Here is an 18,811-nt window from a genome sequence, read left to right as displayed (position 1 = left end):
TTAAAAGTTGTATTAAAGGAAGTGTTACAATGATTGGACGTAATGACCCATGCCTATGTGGTAGTGGAAAAAAATACAAGAAATGTTGTGAAGGTAAAAATCAAGTAACTTCGCAAAACGTTTTCCAGGAAGAGATCGAAAACGTATTACAAACTTTCTATAGTAATTACCCAGAACGAAAAGATATCCGTGAATTTATGGAGCTAGTTCGAAAATGGGCACCGAAACTTGAAAAAAAATTACACAAAGAGTTAGTAGAAGCTGTTGCACTGGATGAATATTTTTTCCATCAACGACCTGATATTTGGCAAAACTTTTTAACAAAAACAGCGAAAAAGACGCTTCGCCCATCAATGATTGAACTGTTAAAATCATGGGAACAGCCGATTTTCTTCATCGGGACTGTTGAAGAAGTAGAAAATGAGTACTTTACAGCTATTTCTGCATTAGATGGTACGACTTATCAAATTCAACGAGAAAGCCATAAATCGATTCCATTAGGCATGCGGGTATTCGCATTCTTATTACCGGATGGCTCGAACGAAAAGAATCACGTACTAGCTGTATCAACATTGATTTTCTTCCACAAAGAACATGCAATATCATTTGAACAGTTTACAAATGCATTTAAAGCTAGTAAGTTAACTGTCGAACAATTTGCAAAAGAAAACCATCTATTATTATGGGAAGGTTTAGTGGAGAATGGCTATGAAGGCGAAGAGTTTACACCTTTCGAACAGGAAGTAGTGGAACTGCTTAAAGAATTTATGGTGGACAAGGGCATTAACAATGATGACTTTGTAATGGTTGTAGAAGATTATTTAATCGAAAAACAGCCTTCTGCACGTAAAGCCGGTGCGATCGCTGCCGGTGCTGTACGATTCGGTCAGGAACATGACCTATTCGAACAAAAATTCACTGTTAAAGAAATCGGTGAGAGCTTCAGTGTATCACCATCTTCTTTAAATAAATATTATCAAGAATTAACAGTTTTCTATAAAGAAAAAAAATAATGTAAAAAAGCTACTTTCGAGACGTCGGAAGTAGCTTTTATTTTGCTTTGGATTATACCCTGCTTTTCGGGCGGCGTGGCTCAAAAGCATTTGTATATTGAATGAGGTAATGAGAAAAATAGAGGTATGAATTTCCGTTATTTTTAAAATAACATGAGAAATAGTAAAAATAAGGGAAGGAATTTCCGTTATTGACCTAAAAAGCATAAAAATCCACGGTTTTATTTAAAATAACGGTAAAACGTTCCCTTAATTAACCTAATAATGAGCTCCACCCTTCAAATAGCGGTAAAATATTCCCTTATTTTTAGGAAGGCACTAAAGAATGTACTTAATCACGTAGCCTTAGCGCTGTCTTGCCAAAGCCCACAAATCAATTAAGAAAATTTCCATAAAAAATAACCCCACAAAATGGTGATAAGTCCAATGTTTTCATAATAACCTTATTTTTTAAATATAAGGGTAAAATTACTATTTAAATATAATAAAAAACAATTTGCAAATGGGCTGTTATGCGCAGCTCATTGCAAATTGTTCCTTTCCCTTTTTCATAAAAGGGATAAAAATGAAGAGACTTTTCAACGGAAACCACTCCGTTGATTGGCTTTACCTACTTTGCATAAATCTGTACCAGAGATTTATAATAGGTAAATAAGAAATACTTATTCATTATATCAAAAAAACATTATCATTCAATAGTACGATAGCAACAAAATGTTATTTTTCATAAATTTTCATCATTTCTTGTCCTAGAAATTGAAGTTGTTCCCCAACTGTACAAGACTCGATACAAAAACGATGTGCACCGTGTTTTCCACGTTCCTTACGAAGGTCACGAATGACTAGACAGTCTGAACAATAAGTATCCATTAATTCATCAATGTCTTTCATCACATCCACTTTATTCAATTCATGTACCTCCTTTTAAATATGATTTTCTATTGTACGCTATTTTTAATTTTTCTCCAACTTTCAAGTGTTTTGCTATACTAAATATAAGCAAATTAAAAAGGAGCGGTTTTATGCTGGAAGTATACATTGATGGTGCAAGTGCCGGTAATCCTGGACCAAGCGGGATTGGCATTTTTATCAAAGGTGAAGGTCATCATATAAAAATAAGTGAACCAATAGGTATGACGAATAATCACATAGCTGAATTTACTGCGCTAATAAGAGGATTGGAAGAAGCGCTGAAAATTGGTGCCACCTTCGTATCAATGCGCTCGGATTCAAAGATTGTAGTGAGCTCCATTGAAAAAGAATATGTTAAAAATGAAGAATTTAAACCGTTTTTATTGGAAGCACTGGCACTTATTGAACAGTTTGATCTTTATTTTATTAAATGGATTCCTGATAAAGAAAATAAAGCCGCAGACGCCCTTGCACGTGAAGCAATATTAAAAAATACAGACCAATAATAAAACGATTCATTTATCCAGCTAAGGTGTAAATGAATCGTTTTTGTACTATTCCGATTGATTTTGAAGTTTTCTATGCGTCATCATATAAATCACTAACACAAGGAAAACTAAAGCCGCTGAACTCATATAAACGGTCTTATAGCCTGCAGCTACTGCTACAACCCCAAAAACATACGAGCCAACTGCTATCCCTATATCGAATAACGTAAAGTACGTAGCTGTTGCATATCCGCTTCGCATAGGTGAAGTCGACTGGATGCATAAAGATTGAAAACTCGTTGTTAATGTCCCATATCCGATCCCTATAAAGATGGCCGACAATAAAAACGGTATTGCCTGCTGAGCATTGGCAAGTATTACTAAACCAATACTAAAGAGGAAGAACGATGGGATTATAACGTATTTTGCTCCGAATGTATCATAGATTCTCCCTGTAAACGGCCGAACTGCAATCATCGCGACTGCAAACACAGCATAGAAATAACTTGCTACTGTAAGTAAATTTCGTTCTTCTGCATATAACGATAAAAAAGACAAAATGCTGGCATACGAAAATGCGATTAAACACGCTATGGCAGCAGTCGGCAATGCTCTTTTTTCAAATAAATCATTAAATGAAAATTTGAATTTACTCCCCTGTACGGGTGTTACATAATTTTCTTCTACCGGTAATGTTAATGCCAGCAAACCGCCAGCCGCAACAAAAGCAGATAACACAATAAACAGCACATTGAAGCTTGCGTATTGGATAATAAGTAACCCGATAAATGGCCCGAATACTACTGCCAAATTCGTTGACATTGTAAAATAGCCTAAGCCTGTTCCTTTACGTTTAGCAGGAATAATATCTGCTGCCAACGAGCCTGATGCTGTTGTAGCAATACTAAACCATATTCCTTGGAAAAATCTTAGTGCCAGCAATAAAATAAACGGTTTAAAGAAAATATATAATATGGTGCACGCTAAATAAAAGGCAAGACTGACTATAAGCAGCCTCTTCTTCCCAAATACTTCTAGTAATTTTCCGCAAAACGGTCTGACAATTATTGCCGAGATTAAAAATACTGTAACGAGTAATCCTGAATCATCATCCGATTTTCCCAGCACACCGATTGCATATAGCGGCAATGTCGTGATTAGACCGTAAAACACAAAGAAAACGGACATGTTTGTAAAAAATAAGCTAATAAATTGTTTAGTAAAAATTTTGTTCTGTTGATTTTGTTGCTCCATTTCCATTAACCTTCTATCTTTTTAAGTATCCCCTTTAGGAGTTCCTGATCTTCGTATGATAACTTTTTCTCTATTTCCTGTTCAAACGATCGAACAGACGCTTCAATGGGCCGAAACTGCTCCAACCCTTTCTTTGTTAAGAAAATCATTTTTTCGCGCTTATCCATCGCATACAGTCTTTCAACCCAGCCTAGAGATTCCAAACGATTAACCGTTCTTGTCACAGTTGGTGCTTCCACATTTAAATATTTCCAAATTGCAGTCAGTGACATTGGTCCATTTTGGTGCAGTAAATAGAGGATTGACCATTGTGAACTATAAAGACCATGTGGTTTTAATACTTCATTTAATTTATTGACTAAATAACGATTTTGTTGAAAAAACATGTGAAATAACTCATTCAACATATTTACCCCCGATTTATTTACCTAATTAAATAGTTTATTCATATGTTACGCCTATGTAAACATTATGTAAAGTAAGATTAAAAAAAAAGCATTTAAACTATTTTACTAGCTTAAATGCTTCAAATTATATTTTATGGTGCTCACGAATATTTATTAGTGCACCAATAGCACCTGAAAATCCGCAATCTTGTAAAAATATCGGTTTATGCTTTTTTAAAATTGTATAATGCTCTATTACCTTTTTTAGCTGTATGTTGTCTATTAATGTCGAACCAATGTATACAATATAATCCGTATTATGTTGCTCTGCTAGCTGAATGCTTAAAGTTGAGATTACTTCGCCAATCAGTCCTTGAGTTGTTGCCAAAACATCATTTTGGTCAAATTCACGTTGCTCTGTAATACCAACTTTACCGAAGTTGCTAGCTGTTAAATTTCCGTCAATCGGTGTATCCATTCCTTGGTATATATCCTTCACAAGTAAATCGATTCCATCACGGCTACCTTCAAAAGCATTAGATTTAATCTCATCAAAATCAGAAATACCTGTCATAATTGTGGCAAGTCCAATTAACGTACCCCCACCTACACCAGTACCTCCAACACGCTGATGGGAATTCCCATCCATATAATGAATTGATGTCCCCGTACCGATATTGGTAATAATACTTTGAGAGATGGAATGACCTTCTTTTTCCAATAAATAGCGCACACCTTTTAATGTTGCTTCAAACTCTACAATATATTGAATCGATTTCATCGTTTTTAAAACATCTCGTAATTGCTCAGTTCGGCCTCCTGTCAAGCCGATTTCTTCTACTTGAGGATGTTTTTCCAACCATTCTCTAACTAAATGCATTTCATTAGATGGAAAGACTGTCAATGTAAGCTCCTGCTGATCATTCATATAGGCAAGCTTTGTCAACGTACCCCCTGTATCAATTCCAATCCATGTTGACATAAAATAATCTCCTTTATCATTCCAACGAGTAATTCGTACTACCCTATCATAACTTAATGGACTTCTGCAATAAAGAAAAATTCTCCTACTATCGGAGAATTTATTATACTTGAATTATATCCTTTTCGATTAAAGCACGTTTATGAAACTCTTCAACAAATACATGTTCATACTTGCGCAATAAGCGTAAAATTTTTGCCTCGTAGGAATGCGTAGATTCTTCTACTAAATGGAATTTAGCTATAATCTCTTCTTTTTTCAATAGATTTGTTAAGGTCATCACTTCTGTTTTTGGTAATGCCACATTGTGCAGCTTTAAAATTTTGGACATAGACCTAAGTGGTGTACGTGAAATTAATATTTTGCCCATTGCATCTTGTGAAATTTGCTGCAACAGCTGTTTTGCCTGCTCATTTGGCTTAATAATGATTCTTTCTATTGTTGTAACTTCCCCATCTTCATTTTGTTGTTCCACTGTATAAACTGTAAAAGGAAGTTCATCTCGAAATGTTTGCATGGATTGTATATGTACTTGCTCGTCCTCTACTTTGCAATATGTAGTCGAAATCACTAATTCATATGTTGTTTCAAGCATGCGTAAATTCGTTAATACTAATAAAAAATCGTCTGTTTGCTGCTGTTCAATCAATTTTTCCCCGTCTACTTCCATAAAAATTGAAAGAAGACTAGCTGCATCTGCTAAAGCGCGATGCTGTGTTTCATTTTCCAAACCGAGCTCTGCCATTAATCCACCTAATGACGGTTGCTCTTTTATACCTTTAGCAATCATATACTTTTGTTGAAAATCAATCATTGGATATAGACAATCATTTTTTATGTAATTGCGTGAAAGCTCCTCTTCTAGCACTTTCCGATCAAATTCCCCAAATGTCAAAAATATATAATCCTGTTTACACCAGCGTTTAAATTTATAAAACGCTTCTTTAAATGACGGCGCATCCAGTAATTGTTCTGTTGTAATACCCGTTAATTTTTGAATATGTACATTTAGCCTTTTAAACTTGTATGGTTGGATTAACTGTGTAAAAGTTTCGGTCGTACCATCAGGCAACCATTTAACTGCACCTATTTCGATAATATATTGCTTCCCTCGAATCAGGGCGGCTTCTATATCTATACTTATATATGTTTTTGTTCTTCCCAAATTTTTCACCTACTATTTTAATAACCGTTCCTATTCAAAAGAAAATAATGCTCTTTCTATTGTATATGAAAAAACAGCGTCTGACACGGTATGTTCGTATATTCTGCATTAATAATGCTAAAAGATAAAAAACATGTATTTTATGTTGGTAGATTATCTATCTCCCATAATAAAATTTCTTCTATATTAAAAGATTTCGTCTCACGGATTTAATAATTCCTGAGTAAACTTTGCCTTCACCTTTTCCCACTCTTCTGCAACTATGCTATACATGACAGTATGGCGAATTGTCCCTTCTTTTCGAATCATATGATTGCGCAAAATCCCTTCTTTCACTGCGCCAATTCGTTCAATTGCTTGTTGTGAACGGATATTTTCATGCCCTGTTTTAATCTGAATGCGGTTCAAATGGAGTTCCTCAAAGCCGTACTGAAGCAATAAAAACTTACAATTTGTATTAATTGCTGAACGCCACACACTTGGTTGGTACCATGTTGAACCTATTTCAATTCGTTTATGAGGGAGTGATATATCAAGAAAAGACGTACAACCAACGATCCTATTCGTTTTCTTTTCAATTACAACAAAAGTATAGGTAATACCTTTTTCACGATCTGCGATAGCATTTTTTACATAGCTTTCCACCGACGCAAGATCAAGTAAACTAACCGACATATGCTCCCAAATCCGCTCATCGTTAGCGGCTTTCCTTATGCCTTCGATATCCCCGATTTCAATAGGTCTTAATATGACAATGTCATTTTCTAAAAGTATATTTTTCATAGGATCTACCTTCCTTTTCGGGGATCTAGATTTCTGCAATTTTAAACAATTGCTCATCAAAATCGAATATCTCATTTTTCTGTATCGTGTCTTTAAATAACTGTGTAACTAACTTGGCAGCTGCCATAATGTCGGAGCTGTCTGTTGTTGACGGATAGCTCTTCTTTAGTTGTTTTACAAAGTCTTCCTCTAACGTATGATATGCCTTAAATTGATGTAACTTCTTTTGTTCATTTAATATTTGGACAGTTAAAGTAAACTCCCGCAGCATCACCAGCATTTTCATAGCAAAGATGTCATTTCCACGCTGAAGCTCAATGTGCAACTTTCTTAAATGATAGGCAAACTCAAAAACTATATCGAACTTTTTTATGTAAGGCTGTTCTAGCTTCTGAAAATTTTCGTGTTCCTCCAGCATTTTCGGCAGTACTTCCCCGTTACGATCGAATATTAATTTCCATAAAGGCGATTTTACGTTTAAAAATGAAGTTGGTAATACTGAAATATTCATCTCTAAACCGTTTTCGTAAAAAGGAATAAGTAAAAGAATTTGATCACTGAACTTGCCTTCTTTAATGAAAAATGACCCCATATTTTGTAGCTCAGTCTTTATTAAATCTTTCGCTACATCCACTTGTTCTGTAGTTGCTACCATTAAATCAATATCGGAAAATTGATCACTGTAGCCTATCGTTCCTGAACCTAGTTGAATAATTCCTTCTACCACGTTAATCGCCTGTATTTTTATAATAACGTCTTGAAAATACCGCTCTCTATCAGTTTCCATATACATATAGCTGTACTCCTATTTTAATTTTCAATTTCAACTGTTTGGAACGCCCTGAAAAATTTCCTGAACAAATTTGGCAAACTTTTCTTCTTCCTCGATACAAGGATGATGATTACTTTCACTAAACGTCGTCAAAGTCGCATTTGGTAATAATTCCGCAGCTTCCACTGCGTATTCGTATGGACATTGTGCATCATATAAGCCTCCATATATAAAGGCTTTTGTTTTGACATTCGGTAGTTGTGGTCGTAAATCAAACGTAGGCAACTCGTCATACGAAAAATAGTCCAATCTTTTCGATACTGTTTTTCCGCTGTTCGGACGGCTCACCATATTCTCAAAGCTTTGTTCTTTATATAAAGACATTAGTGCCCATTCTTTAGAGCCCGCTTGTCTTCGTTCCACTGTTGAAGCTGGATCTTTCAGCATGGCTAAAATTTCTAGAATTCTTTTATTGTTAGGGTTTTCCTTGCAATAAACGCTTCCAGGATGATGCATATAGTCAGAAGATGCACAAAGACCGCCAGCTACAATAAAATCCACACTTAACGGATGTAAAATGGCATATTTTAATGCAAGCATTCCTCCTGTTGAATGTCCGGCAAAGCCCCATGTCTTATGTCCGAGCGTTTTACGTATTGCCTCTAAATCTTCTACACTATCCTGCATGCTATAGTTAAATGCCGTTAAATCATCTGTTGATTTGCCACAGCCACGTAAATTCACTAAATATACTTTGTAAAATGGTACAAACATTTCAGCAAACCGGTTCCCATTAGCGTTGTACTCACTATATAAATGAGTTACACATAGCGGACTGCCTTCCCCCTTTGTAAAAACTTCGAAAACTCCATTCTCGGTATGTATTAACTGCTGTTCCCACATAATAATCCCCCTTGCGAATTTTAAATATTCAAATAAATTTTCGCATAGTTTTCCACCTTACACAATGCCAATTGGAAATTTTAACTATTTCTCCCTTCGCATTTCATAAGAAGAAGGGGTTGAGGCTTGGGCAAAACAAAAATACAATTTTTCTCCGCGGAGAAAAATTGTATTTTTTGGATATGCGGAAAATTGGTTTCCGTTCCGGGTACGCTTTCCGCGGGCACGGCCTGAGCCTGTAGTCTCAGGCATCGTGCTGTTCCCGCTGGAGTCGACCCTTCACTTCAACCAATTTTGATACAGCTTGTTTTTATTAAACATATTCTGCTCAATAAAAAAAGTTTTCTATTTATGCTCCAGCACCTCTTTACTTACATACTTTCCGGAGATTGCACCCCTAACAGTCTCATACCATCCTTCAAAACTGTCGCCACAGCAAAGCATAATACTAAACGGCTTTCCCTTTGGTCATCTTCAACTAATATTTTTGTATGAGCATAATATTTATTAAATACTCGTGCTAATTGCAGTACATATTTCGCCACTATGGAAGGATCCGCCTGCTCAAGGCTATCTGAAATAACCTGTGGATATTGCTGGAGCAGCAAAACGATTCCCCAAGCTGATTCCTCCAGCTCCTTTACCGTTACTGCTTCATTAAGCGTAAATTGAACTTTCTTTAAAATAGAACAAATACGAGCATGCGTATATTGCACATATGGCCCTGTTTCCCCTTCAAAATTCAACATTTGCTGTAATGAAAACTCAATATCGTTCAAGCGATAATTTTTTAAATCATTAAATATAACTGCACCAATTCCAACCTGCTTGGCAATCTCCTGCTTATTTCGTAAACTCGGATTTTTCTCTTCAATATTTTTAGAGGCCGTTTCTACTGCTTCCTTTAATACATCTTTTAGAAGAATCACTCTTCCTTTCCGTGTAGACATCTTTTTGCCGTCTTTAAGCATCATGCCAAATGGGACGTGCTGTAAATTTTTTGACCATGAATAGCCCATTTTCTCAATAACTTTAAATACTTGTTTAAAATGTAGTGTTTGTTCATTTCCTACTACATAATAGATTTTTGATGGCTTAAAGTTTGCCTGTCTATAAAAGGCAGCTGCTAAATCCCGTGTTGCATATAATGTGGCCCCATCTTGCTTCGTAATTAAGCAAGGAGGCATATCTTTTAGAAGGACGACATTCGCACCATCCGATTGTGTTAGTAACTGTTTATCTTTTAATTCATCGACAATTGCCTGCATTTTGTCATTATAAAAAGCTTCTCCTTCATATGCATCAAATTGAATATTAAGTTGGTCATAAATTTGCATAAACTCCTTTAAAGAAGCGTGTTTAAACCAATTCCATAATTCTAGTGCGCTTTGTTCATTTTCTTCCAGTGCTTTAAAGGCGGCTCTTGCTTGATTATTTAAATCTTCACACTTTTCCGCTTCGTCATGGAACTTTACATATAACTTTAAAAGTTCCTCAATCGGTGCAGCTTCCACTTGTTCTTTTTTGCCCCATAGTCGGTATGCGACAATTAACTTTCCGAATTGTGTACCCCAATCACCTAAATGATTGACACGTATCACTTCATAGCCATTTTTCTCCGCAATGTTTGCAAGTGCATTCCCAATAACGGTAGAACGTAAATGTCCCATTGAAAATGGCTTGGCAATGTTAGGTGATGAAAAATCGATTACAATATTTTCATTGTTACCTTGTTTTTGACCATACGTTTCCTTTACTAATGCAATTTCTCCTAATACCTCTTTTGTTACTTTTAGTTTATTTACAAATAAATTAATATAGCCGCCAACAACTTGAACCTTTTGAATAAATAGATCGTTGATGTTGCTACTTATTTCTTCTGCAATGACATTCGGTGATTTTTTGAATTTCTTTGCCAATGTAAAGCATGGAAACGCGACATCTCCTAGGTGTTCATACTTTGGTTTTTCTAATAACGTTTCGATTTCATTTAATGTGAAATCATGTTCTACTGCCTGCAGTAAAATTTCCGCAATTTTTCTGTTCATCAGCTATTCCCCTCCAATATAAAAAGCCCTCGTCTCCAATATTAGAGACGAGAGCGAGGAATCCCGTGGTACCACTCTAGTTGCCACAATTTGTGACCACTTTCCATTGCTAACGAGGTGACTCCCCGGCTTCCCTACTTCATTTCAGGTTGCTTCTCCAAAGTGCGTTTCATTTACATATTTTGCACCAGGCTTTCACCTTCCCCGGCTCGCTAATCAAAATTTATGTAAATTACTGTCTTTTTCATCGAATTTAATTTATAGAATTATATCCATTAACTTAATGCGGTGTCAATCCAAATTTGTACTATTCAGATTAATAAACACCTCAAGGGAATGGTACAATGATCCATCCAAGTAAAAATATACTAAAGAAGAATATTGTTAAAAACAGAATAATCCCTAATGCCCATACACCTAAAAAACGTGATTTCTTTGAAAAGATGGCCGGCCAAGCAAATATAAAGCCAATTCCTAAAATAAGGCTGAAATACTCAAATAAAATAGAATCATTTGTTAGCATACTTATATTTAGTAATAATAATGTGAAAAGCCCACTAGCAACCGAAATCCATCCTGCAATTACCGGTATTTGCAGCTTCTTTAATTTGTCCAGTTCCATAATTTCACCTCACCTAACTTAATTTTACGGATTAAGTTTATATCCTCTAGTTTTTCAATTTCATTTTTGGGTCCTGTTACAACTACCCCATAGGTTTTAATCCCGTTTTTATTAATGTAGTCAATTCGCTCAGCCAGTTCTAAATTTTTATGGCTCGATATCTTTGTAGCTAAGTCCTCATATTGCACAATATAGTTTAATATATCAATAAACACCTGCTCATTACTGTAAGCATCTCTAAAAGGTGACCAAGTCGTATTATCGACCTGTACGGGATAACCGATTGGTGATACGACATCGCCATCTTTACTCAGATTTTTCTCCTCTACACCCGTATCAACTGCCGCCCAAACAACATCTACATTTGGAAAGCTGCTTCGGATTTCATCGACTGTATGCAAGTCATGGAAGGAAATATACGCTTCCACAACCGTTTCATCCGGCAAACCTCTTAAAACTTCCCACTCCCTCCACGTATCTACCTCAGATTGATTTTTAGGATGTGTGAGCCACGGACTTGTTTCATTTGGGTTTTTCCTTTGGACACGCTCCAATTGGGAACTCACTTCTTTTTTCGTTAAATTTCCTAGTGTATAGCGCATATCGTAATTATTAACTTTATAATCTTCCTTCCCTATACGCTTATACTGGTCAAACTCCAGCTGCATTGAAAATGGGAAAAATTCCATATCAAATTCTATTTCCTCAAGAGATGTATTCGGCTCCGTCACATATAAAGTCTGACTCGTTACATCCATTAAAGTTGTCGATTTTGTACCAAATGCGTAATAAAGAAAAGTAAAAATATAGCTGACAGGAAGAATCATTAAAATAATGGTAATCGTACCTACCATCAAATTCATTTTAGAAAGTGAAACAGAACGTCTCATCTGTTGATTTAGCTTTTGTTGCTGCGAATCGGACAATTGCTGTTTTTTTGAGTTCGCAATTAATTTTTCATACTCATCCATTTTTAATGCCCCCCTTTTCGATAATAGATCTCATTTTTTTTCGCCCTCTTAACAAATGACTTTTTAGCGTATTAAGCTTCAAGTCCAAAATTTCCGCTGCCTGTTCATTCGTACAATCCTGCACATCACACAACAAAATCGCCTGCTTTTCAATTGGTGTCAATTGGTCCAATAAATTTAAAAGAGTTGTAAAACTGTCCTCCTGCATATAAATCGTCTCAGGTGTTGCATGATCGATTCGTACAATCTCCTCATATGGCTCACTACGTTTTTCTTTTCGGCAATAATCGATATACGTGTAATATGCGACTTTAAAGAGCCAAGGTTTGAGTTCTTTAATTGGCTGAGCAAGTAATGTTACATGGGCTTTATAAAATGTATCCTGCAATAAATCCTCAGCCGTCTGCGTATGGCGGCAAAGAGAGAATAAATAATTATATAAATCTTTTACATACAACGAATAGATTTGTTCCAGCTTCATTACTTCCCACCTTTCACCCTATCCTCGATTAAATGCACTATAAAGTTGCAGTTTATTGTAAAAATATTTCTATTAATTTAATTAACCGGTAAATTCACCCATATTATGAGCACTGAAAAATCAAGAAAATTACTCGTACGATATTCTCAGTGAATCTGATGCGAATATTGAAACGACTTAACTAAAAGAGAAAAAATAGGTAAAGAAATAAGGGAAGATTTTACCGTTATTTAAATGATGTTGCTCATTTTTGGATAAATAAGGGAACGTTTTACCGTTATTTTAAATAAAATCACGAAATCTCATGTTTTTTAGTCCAATAAAGGAATTCCCTTCCCTTATTTTCACTATTTTTTACTTTATTTTTTAAATAAGGGAAAATCATTCCTCTATTTACCTCATTAAACAATTCAATCTCCCGAGAAGCGCTCGTCCAACTTAGTTAATTCAAAGTTACACACTACATTAAAATTAATAATCGACTAATACTAGGTAAAAATAAATAAAAATGGGTCATCACCATAACATGGGGTTGCTTTTCTAATAAAATTTCACTTGATTGATTGGTGGGCTACGGCAAGACAGCGCTAAAGCCACGTGAAGTGTCTTTATCACTGCCTTTATTGCCGTTTGCGAGGCCCACCAATCTCAAAATTTTGCCCTCGTTATAAAGTGAAGTAAAAAACACCCAATCAAGCCGCTTGCGCTATCGCGAGGCGGCGGAGAGCGGAAATTCTCTATTTTATATCTTCATTTTTTGCAGAAATCATTTATCCCAAGTAGAGTGACACGGAGCGGAGGGTGAGCCGCCAAAATACTTGCTTCAACGAAAAGAGTTGTGCGAAGTGTAGGGGCAGACTCCTTGGCGATTAAGCGTGCGCGGAAAATAGTTGCTCCTGTCGCTGCCGCTTTTGTCGCAAAGCTTTTGAAAAAAGCTTTGGAGCCACGCCGCCCGGAAAGCCTGCCCCGGAACGTAGTACAACGGACGCGAGCTTCAAAAACACTTGCTTCAACGCGTTTTCCCCGTAGCGTAGCAGAACGGACTTAATTAAAAATATTATTTTTCAATTTTGTCATCCCCAACTTATGGTGATGAACCATAAAAATGGAATCAAAAATCCTCATCTATGATAATAACAAATTTTTTCCCATGCAAAAGGTCTCAAGAGACAAACTCTCGAGACCATTAGCAGGAATAAGTTGGTTTAAGTTCATTGATTCGAATTGATAACTAATCATGGTAGATAGTTTATTTCACTTTATTTAAAGTGACGAATAAGTTGATTGTAATGGAGGGACCGTGACTCCACCGGGAACAGCACGCGCGGAAGATCCACTAAATTGTGCCTGCCGTTGTAGGCACAATTTAGTTAGCTGGAGCCGTGCCCGGGGAAAGCATCGGTCCCGGAATGGAAATCAACAGTTCAAGGTTAATGTAAATTTTAAACAACACTTTTTAAGAATTCATCTAAAATCTCAGGGCACCCTCCAAAAAAGAAGGCACCCTTAAATCAGCTTTATATCATAATAAATCCTCTATCTAATTAAAGGAATCCCCAGTATCTCCTCATTATGTGTCCCTGTCTTCACACCGATTGCTTTATAAGTTGCTTTAAAAATATCGGACTTAATCGGACAGGCCATTTGCTTTTGTGTAGTACCATCCGGCTTTGCCACATCTACAAACATTTCACGTTCTACGAAAAGTGGATGATTTACTGCTTCTTCAAAGCTTAAAATCGGCTCTACACAAGCATCTACTTGCGTGAAAATCGTTTGCCATTCATTAAACGTCTTCTGTAAAAATACTTGTTGCAGCTGCTTTTTTAACTTCACATCATCAGCTGGTTTAAAACTCATCGCCAATGGAAGCAAATCCGGACGGTCAATCGCCTCGCATAACTGCTTTCTGAATTTCGGCTCGAGACTGCCAACAGAAATGTGGCGGCCATCCATCGTTTCATAATAGCCATAAAACGAGCCACCATTTAACAACAGTTCTTCACGCTGAAGTGGTTTTCCTTGTACTAAGTAATCCTGTGCAAATAACGCATTTAACGTTAAAGCACAATCCGTCATGCTAATATCAAGATGTTGCCCGACTCCAGTACAGTTCCGGTAAATGACAGACGATAAAATGCCGATTACAGCATGCAATGACCCACCTGCCAAATCAGCCAACTGAATGCCTAAATTTGCAGGGCCACCTTCTTTTGTCCCAGAATAACCTTGGATACCCGACATCGACACATAGTTAATATCATGTCCAGCCCGATCGCGGTATGGACCTGTCTGGCCGTAACCGGTAATGGAACAATAAATTAACCTTGGATTCACTTCTTTAAGCACTTCGTAACCTAGACCAAGGCGTGTCATAACACCTGGTCGGAATTGTTCAACGACAATATCGTATTCCTTTACAAGTTCTTTTAACGAAGCAATTATTTCCGGCGATTTCAAATCAACAGCAATTGATTTTTTAGAACGCTGTAAATAATCATCTTTGTCCCATTGCTTTCCTTCTAGTGGTTTCGTGACGTGCAAAACTTCTGCTCCGAGATCCGCTAACATCATTGTTGCAAACGGACCAGGCAGCATTGAGGAGAAATCCAATATTTTTAATCCTTGTAAAAGCATAGTACTATCATCCTTTCATTATCCGAGTCATTTTGAGTTCCACTAAAAAGCAGGGCCGTAATGAAAGGTTAACTTTCAAAACGGCCGCACATTTGTTATAGCTATTGATTTGTTACAGGCTTTAAAAAATTGGGAGGGCGTTTTTCAAAGAATGCACGTATGCCTTCTTCTACCTCACCAGTTGTAAATGTTTTTGCAAAAGCTTCTCGTTCAACTAATAACCCTTGTTCTAACGATAATTCCTCGGCAGCTAAAATACTTTCTTTTATTAGCCCAATAGCGCCTACTGCACTTTGAGCTAAAGTTGTCGCTAATGAGATCGCTTTTTCTTCTACCTCTTCCGGTGATACCGCTTCTGTAATTAAGCCAATCGCTGCCGCTTGTTCCGCCTTTAAACGTTTGCTTAAATACATTAACTCCCGCGCTTTCGCTCCACCTACTAATCTCGTCATACGCTGCGTCCCACCAGCACCCGGTAACAGACCTAAAGACGCTTCTGTTAATCCAATTGTGCCCTGACCCATTATACGAAAATCACAAGCTAGCACGAATTCACAGCCACCACCTAAAGCATGACCGTTAATTGCAGCAATAGTCGGGACTTTCAACGCTTCTAAACGATTGAAAATATCCTGTACATGTTTCGAGCTTTCCGCAATATCTACACTTTCTTTTGTGCTTCCCATTGAGCCTAAATCGGCACCTGCAATAAAGATTTTCGGATTCGCTGATTTAAACACCATCGCACGGAATGCCTGATTATTTTCTACTTCTTCTAGCAGTTGCAGTAAATCACGTTGAATTCCTGCACTTAATGTATTGGCTGGCGGATTATTAATCGTTACGACATGTACACCATAGTCCAGCTCTTCTATCGTCATTGTTTCAAGGTTCATCTGTTTTCCTCCTTACCTCGGGGCCATACGAATTGCTCCGTCGAGTCGAATCGTTTCACCGTTTAACATTGGATTTTCAAAAATAGCTTTTACTAAATGAGCAAATTCAGTAGCATCACCTAAACGTTGTGGGAAAGGAACTTGCTTGCCTAAAGCATCTTTTAGTTCCTGTGGTGCTCTCCCCATTAACGGTGTATTGAAAATCCCCGGTGCAATCGTCATGACACGAATGCCATAGCTTGCTAAATCCCTTGCTATCGGTAAAGTCATCCCTACAATCCCGCTTTTCGACGCAGAATAAGCAGCCTGGCCGATTTGCCCATCGAATGCAGCTACAGAAGCAGTGTTAACAATGACACCGCGCTCTCCATCATCATTCGTTTCATTTGTCATCATGGCAGCTGCGGCTAAACGAATCACATTAAATGTTCCAACTAAATTAACTTGTATAATAAAGTTAAATTCATCTAACGGAAACACGCCTTTTCTACCGACAACACGTGTTGATGTACCAAGCCCAGCACAGTTGACAACACCTTGAATAGAGCCGTATTTTTCTACCGCGCCATTAATCGCCCGTTGTACATCTTCTTCGTTCACAACGTTCGTTTTAAAAAATAGGCCATTCAATTCGTCTGCGATTGCTTGACCCTTTTCTTCATTTAAGTCCAATATAACAGGATAACCGCCTGCAGCCGCGACTGTGCGTGCAGTAGCTTCACCTAATCCCGATCCACCACCGGTAATGATAATTGCCTTTTGGTCAAAATTCATTCTTTATCCACTCCTCGTTCCTGTTCAATAATTAACCCATTCGTCATTGCTTGGCCTACGCTAATCGCGATTAGTCCATAACGACATTATCTGCGTTCTAGTTCATGTACTGAAGCTGTAGCTAAACTATATGAACCCCAACCAAGTAGTTTTAATTAGGAAGTACATTTTTATCTAAATCTTTTAAAGCCGTTTTCAGGATTTTACCTGTTCCGGATTTCGGGATTTCTTCGATAAAGCTTACATAATCCGGTACTTTGTATTCGGCTAACTTTTCTTTGCAGTAGTCTCGAACTGCTTCTTCTGTTAGCTCGGCGTCCTTCGATACGACATAGGCAACCGTTTTTTCACCGAATACCGGGTCGGGCCTTCCGATGACAGAGCATTCTACTATAGCCGGGTGCTGATATAAAAGTTCTTCTAATTCTCTAGGGTAAATATTAAATCCGCCTCGAATAATAATGTCTTTTTTACGGTCTACAATGAAGTGATAGCCTTCCTCATCACGGTACGCCAAGTCACCTGTATACAACCAGCCATCTTTAATCGCATTCGCTGTCTCATCCGGTTTTTTGTAGTAGCCCTTCATCATGTTCGGACCTCTAAATAGGATTTCTCCTACTTCATGATTTACAACCTCATTACCTTCAGGATCTACCAATTTCAAATCAATTCCCGGTAACGGCATACCTACAGAATTGACTTTCTTCGGTAAGCTTCGATGCGTTGTCATAAGCATCACCGTACTTTCTGTTAAACCGTATCCTTCAGAAATACTTACACCGAAAGATTCATTCGTTTTATGCAATAGCTTCGCTGGTAAGCTTGCTCCACCAGAACCGGCAGTACGCAGTTTTGAGAAATCCAGTTGCTCGACTAATTGAGGAACTTGGGCAAAAAACGCATACATTGTTGGTACACCTAGGAATATTGTAATTTCATATTCTGCAATCGCTTTTAATGTTTCTACCGGATGGAAGCGTTCCTCTAAATAAATCGTACAGCCATGAGCGATAGGCGCCAGGAAGCCTTGAAGTTTTGCGTAAGCATGGAATAATGGCAATACACAAAGAACCCGATCACTCGGAACAAACTGATTGTAGACAGCGGCAGTAATTGCCATCCAATTTAAGTTTCCATGGGTAATCATGGCACCTTTCGGATTACCGGTTGTACCAGACGTATAAATAATTTGTGCTACATCAGATTCATGAAGTGGGATGATTTCGGAAATGGGGGAAGATGTCTCCAGTTGATGCCATGATAAAAATCGGTCATCTTCTGTATCGCTGTAATTAATAATCTTTCCGACTGTTTTGAATTGGGCCATTGCATTTTCTACTACTGGCTTGGATGCGTCTTCTATAATCAATAGTTCAACATCGGCGTCATTTACTATATAGGTCACTTCTTGTTCCTTGAAGGTGGGATTGATCGGAACAACCGTAGCTCCATTTGCTAAAATAGCAAAATACGTAATGATGTACTCAGGACGGTTCGTCATCATTAGCGCAACATTCGTCCCTTTTTTGACACCTTGATCTTTTAAACCGCCTGCAATATTGTAAACTTTTTCTTGTAATTCTTTATAAGTAAGTCGAGCTCTTTTGAAGTGGATAACAGGTTGATTTGGCAAACGAGAAGTTGTTGAAGTAAGCAATTCAACAATGTTCATAATGTAACCTCCTACTTTCAATTTATAAATCAAAGGAAAGGAGGAATCC

Annotated in this window: 18 protein-coding genes and 1 other annotated feature; of the genes, 2 read left to right on the top strand and 16 right to left on the bottom strand. The window is 37.3% G+C overall.

Translation table 11 applies throughout. From position 1 onward, the window contains the following. Window positions 1-29: 29 nt before the first annotated feature. Window positions 30-1,013 (top strand): SEC-C metal-binding domain-containing protein, encoded by a 984-nt coding sequence (locus NYE67_RS07255; protein ID WP_340727564.1) that lies wholly within the window; start codon window positions 30-32, stop codon window positions 1,011-1,013. Between the two features lie 717 nt (window positions 1,014-1,730). On the opposite strand, the gene NYE67_RS07250 is transcribed toward NYE67_RS07255, so the two are convergent. After that, window positions 1,731-1,922 carry a zinc-finger domain-containing protein gene (locus tag NYE67_RS07250; protein WP_191699357.1) on the bottom strand — a complete coding sequence of 64 codons (192 nt, stop codon included), beginning with the start codon at window positions 1,920-1,922 and terminating at the stop codon, window positions 1,731-1,733. Window positions 1,923-2,035: 113 nt separating this feature from the next. On the opposite strand from NYE67_RS07250, the gene NYE67_RS07245 reads away from it, so the two are divergent. After that, a complete protein-coding gene (locus NYE67_RS07245; RefSeq protein WP_340727563.1) occupies window positions 2,036-2,431 on the top strand; it encodes a ribonuclease HI family protein in 396 nt (131 codons plus the stop codon). 48 nt (window positions 2,432-2,479) lie between these two features. Here NYE67_RS07245 and NYE67_RS07240 read toward each other — a convergent pair whose 3' ends face one another. The 15 genes from NYE67_RS07240 to NYE67_RS07170 form a co-directional block, all read right to left on the bottom strand. Beyond that, window positions 2,480-3,667 carry an MFS transporter gene (locus NYE67_RS07240; protein WP_340729588.1) on the bottom strand — a complete coding sequence of 396 codons (1,188 nt, stop codon included), beginning with the start codon at window positions 3,665-3,667 and terminating at the stop codon, window positions 2,480-2,482. Window positions 3,668-3,672: 5 nt separating this feature from the next. After that, window positions 3,673-4,071 (bottom strand): MarR family winged helix-turn-helix transcriptional regulator, encoded by a 399-nt coding sequence (locus tag NYE67_RS07235; RefSeq protein ID WP_445683366.1) that lies wholly within the window; start codon window positions 4,069-4,071, stop codon window positions 3,673-3,675. 127 nt (window positions 4,072-4,198) lie between these two features. After that, window positions 4,199-5,035 (bottom strand): type II pantothenate kinase, encoded by an 837-nt coding sequence (coaW, locus tag NYE67_RS07230; RefSeq protein WP_340727560.1) that lies wholly within the window; start codon window positions 5,033-5,035, stop codon window positions 4,199-4,201. A gap of 103 nt (window positions 5,036-5,138) precedes the next feature. Then, window positions 5,139-6,209: a 3'-5' exonuclease gene (locus tag NYE67_RS07225; protein WP_340729586.1), complete on the bottom strand. Its 1,071-nt coding sequence runs from the start codon at window positions 6,207-6,209 to the stop codon at window positions 5,139-5,141. A gap of 192 nt (window positions 6,210-6,401) precedes the next feature. Continuing rightward, complete coding sequence (locus NYE67_RS07220) at window positions 6,402-6,983, bottom strand: GNAT family N-acetyltransferase (RefSeq protein ID WP_340729585.1); 582 nt, start codon at window positions 6,981-6,983, stop codon at window positions 6,402-6,404. Window positions 6,984-7,008: 25 nt separating this feature from the next. Continuing rightward, a complete protein-coding gene (locus NYE67_RS07215; protein WP_340729584.1) occupies window positions 7,009-7,776 on the bottom strand; it encodes a hypothetical protein in 768 nt (255 codons plus the stop codon). 30 nt (window positions 7,777-7,806) lie between these two features. Then, entirely contained in the window at window positions 7,807-8,658 is an 852-nt protein-coding gene (locus NYE67_RS07210) for an alpha/beta fold hydrolase (RefSeq protein ID WP_340729583.1), read from the bottom strand. 371 nt (window positions 8,659-9,029) lie between these two features. Beyond that, window positions 9,030-10,706 (bottom strand): arginine--tRNA ligase, encoded by a 1,677-nt coding sequence (argS, locus tag NYE67_RS07205; protein ID WP_340729582.1) that lies wholly within the window; start codon window positions 10,704-10,706, stop codon window positions 9,030-9,032. 40 nt (window positions 10,707-10,746) lie between these two features. After that, window positions 10,747-10,963, bottom strand: a binding site (T-box leader). Between the two features lie 71 nt (window positions 10,964-11,034). After that, window positions 11,035-11,328, bottom strand: coding sequence for a hypothetical protein (locus NYE67_RS07200; RefSeq protein WP_191699366.1), 294 nt, complete (start codon window positions 11,326-11,328; stop codon window positions 11,035-11,037). Further along, window positions 11,310-12,299: an anti-sigma factor gene (locus tag NYE67_RS07195; protein WP_340729581.1), complete on the bottom strand. Its 990-nt coding sequence runs from the start codon at window positions 12,297-12,299 to the stop codon at window positions 11,310-11,312. The genes NYE67_RS07200 and NYE67_RS07195 overlap by 19 nt, the downstream gene beginning before the upstream one ends. After that, window positions 12,292-12,780, bottom strand: a complete 489-nt coding sequence (locus NYE67_RS07190; protein ID WP_191699368.1) for a sigma-70 family RNA polymerase sigma factor — start codon at window positions 12,778-12,780, stop codon at window positions 12,292-12,294. Before NYE67_RS07190 ends, NYE67_RS07195 begins: the two co-directional genes overlap by 8 nt. 1,536 nt (window positions 12,781-14,316) lie before the next feature. Then, entirely contained in the window at window positions 14,317-15,417 is a 1,101-nt protein-coding gene (locus NYE67_RS07185) for a CaiB/BaiF CoA transferase family protein (protein WP_340729580.1), read from the bottom strand. A gap of 101 nt (window positions 15,418-15,518) precedes the next feature. Further along, complete coding sequence (locus NYE67_RS07180) at window positions 15,519-16,313, bottom strand: enoyl-CoA hydratase/isomerase family protein (protein ID WP_340729579.1); 795 nt, start codon at window positions 16,311-16,313, stop codon at window positions 15,519-15,521. Between the two features lie 12 nt (window positions 16,314-16,325). Beyond that, window positions 16,326-17,087, bottom strand: coding sequence for a 3-hydroxyacyl-CoA dehydrogenase (locus NYE67_RS07175; protein ID WP_340727544.1), 762 nt, complete (start codon window positions 17,085-17,087; stop codon window positions 16,326-16,328). A gap of 151 nt (window positions 17,088-17,238) precedes the next feature. Next, window positions 17,239-18,762: a class I adenylate-forming enzyme family protein gene (locus tag NYE67_RS07170; RefSeq protein WP_340729578.1), complete on the bottom strand. Its 1,524-nt coding sequence runs from the start codon at window positions 18,760-18,762 to the stop codon at window positions 17,239-17,241. Window positions 18,763-18,811: the final 49 nt, after the last annotated feature.

The organism is Solibacillus sp. FSL W8-0474, assembly GCF_038004065.1.
Lineage (GTDB): Bacteria > Bacillota > Bacilli > Bacillales_A > Planococcaceae > Solibacillus > Solibacillus faecavium.
The sequence above is the reverse complement of the archived record's forward strand: the minus strand, read 5'-3'. Positions and strand labels throughout refer to the sequence as shown.

What these genes read in the sequence shown, in the direction of transcription:
- NYE67_RS07255 (WP_340727564.1), top strand. Translation starts at nt 30, where the DNA reads ATGATTGGACGTAATGACCCATGCCTATGTGGTAGTGGAAAAAAATAC.
- NYE67_RS07245 (WP_340727563.1), top strand. Translation starts at nt 2,036, where the DNA reads ATGCTGGAAGTATACATTGATGGTGCAAGTGCCGGTAATCCTGGACCA.
- NYE67_RS07240 (WP_340729588.1), bottom strand. Translation starts at nt 3,667, where the DNA reads ATGGAGCAACAAAATCAACAGAACAAAATTTTTACTAAACAATTTATT.
- coaW (WP_340727560.1), bottom strand. Translation starts at nt 5,035, where the DNA reads ATGTCAACATGGATTGGAATTGATACAGGGGGTACGTTGACAAAGCTT.
- NYE67_RS07220 (WP_340729585.1), bottom strand. Translation starts at nt 6,983, where the DNA reads ATGAAAAATATACTTTTAGAAAATGACATTGTCATATTAAGACCTATT.
- NYE67_RS07215 (WP_340729584.1), bottom strand. Translation starts at nt 7,776, where the DNA reads ATGTATATGGAAACTGATAGAGAGCGGTATTTTCAAGACGTTATTATA.
- NYE67_RS07210 (WP_340729583.1), bottom strand. Translation starts at nt 8,658, where the DNA reads ATGTGGGAACAGCAGTTAATACATACCGAGAATGGAGTTTTCGAAGTT.
- argS (WP_340729582.1), bottom strand. Translation starts at nt 10,706, where the DNA reads ATGAACAGAAAAATTGCGGAAATTTTACTGCAGGCAGTAGAACATGAT.
- NYE67_RS07200 (WP_191699366.1), bottom strand. Translation starts at nt 11,328, where the DNA reads ATGGAACTGGACAAATTAAAGAAGCTGCAAATACCGGTAATTGCAGGA.
- NYE67_RS07195 (WP_340729581.1), bottom strand. Translation starts at nt 12,299, where the DNA reads ATGGATGAGTATGAAAAATTAATTGCGAACTCAAAAAAACAGCAATTG.
- NYE67_RS07190 (WP_191699368.1), bottom strand. Translation starts at nt 12,780, where the DNA reads ATGAAGCTGGAACAAATCTATTCGTTGTATGTAAAAGATTTATATAAT.
- NYE67_RS07185 (WP_340729580.1), bottom strand. Translation starts at nt 15,417, where the DNA reads ATGCTTTTACAAGGATTAAAAATATTGGATTTCTCCTCAATGCTGCCT.
- NYE67_RS07180 (WP_340729579.1), bottom strand. Translation starts at nt 16,313, where the DNA reads ATGAACCTTGAAACAATGACGATAGAAGAGCTGGACTATGGTGTACAT.
- NYE67_RS07175 (WP_340727544.1), bottom strand. Translation starts at nt 17,087, where the DNA reads ATGAATTTTGACCAAAAGGCAATTATCATTACCGGTGGTGGATCGGGA.
- NYE67_RS07170 (WP_340729578.1), bottom strand. Translation starts at nt 18,762, where the DNA reads ATGAACATTGTTGAATTGCTTACTTCAACAACTTCTCGTTTGCCAAAT.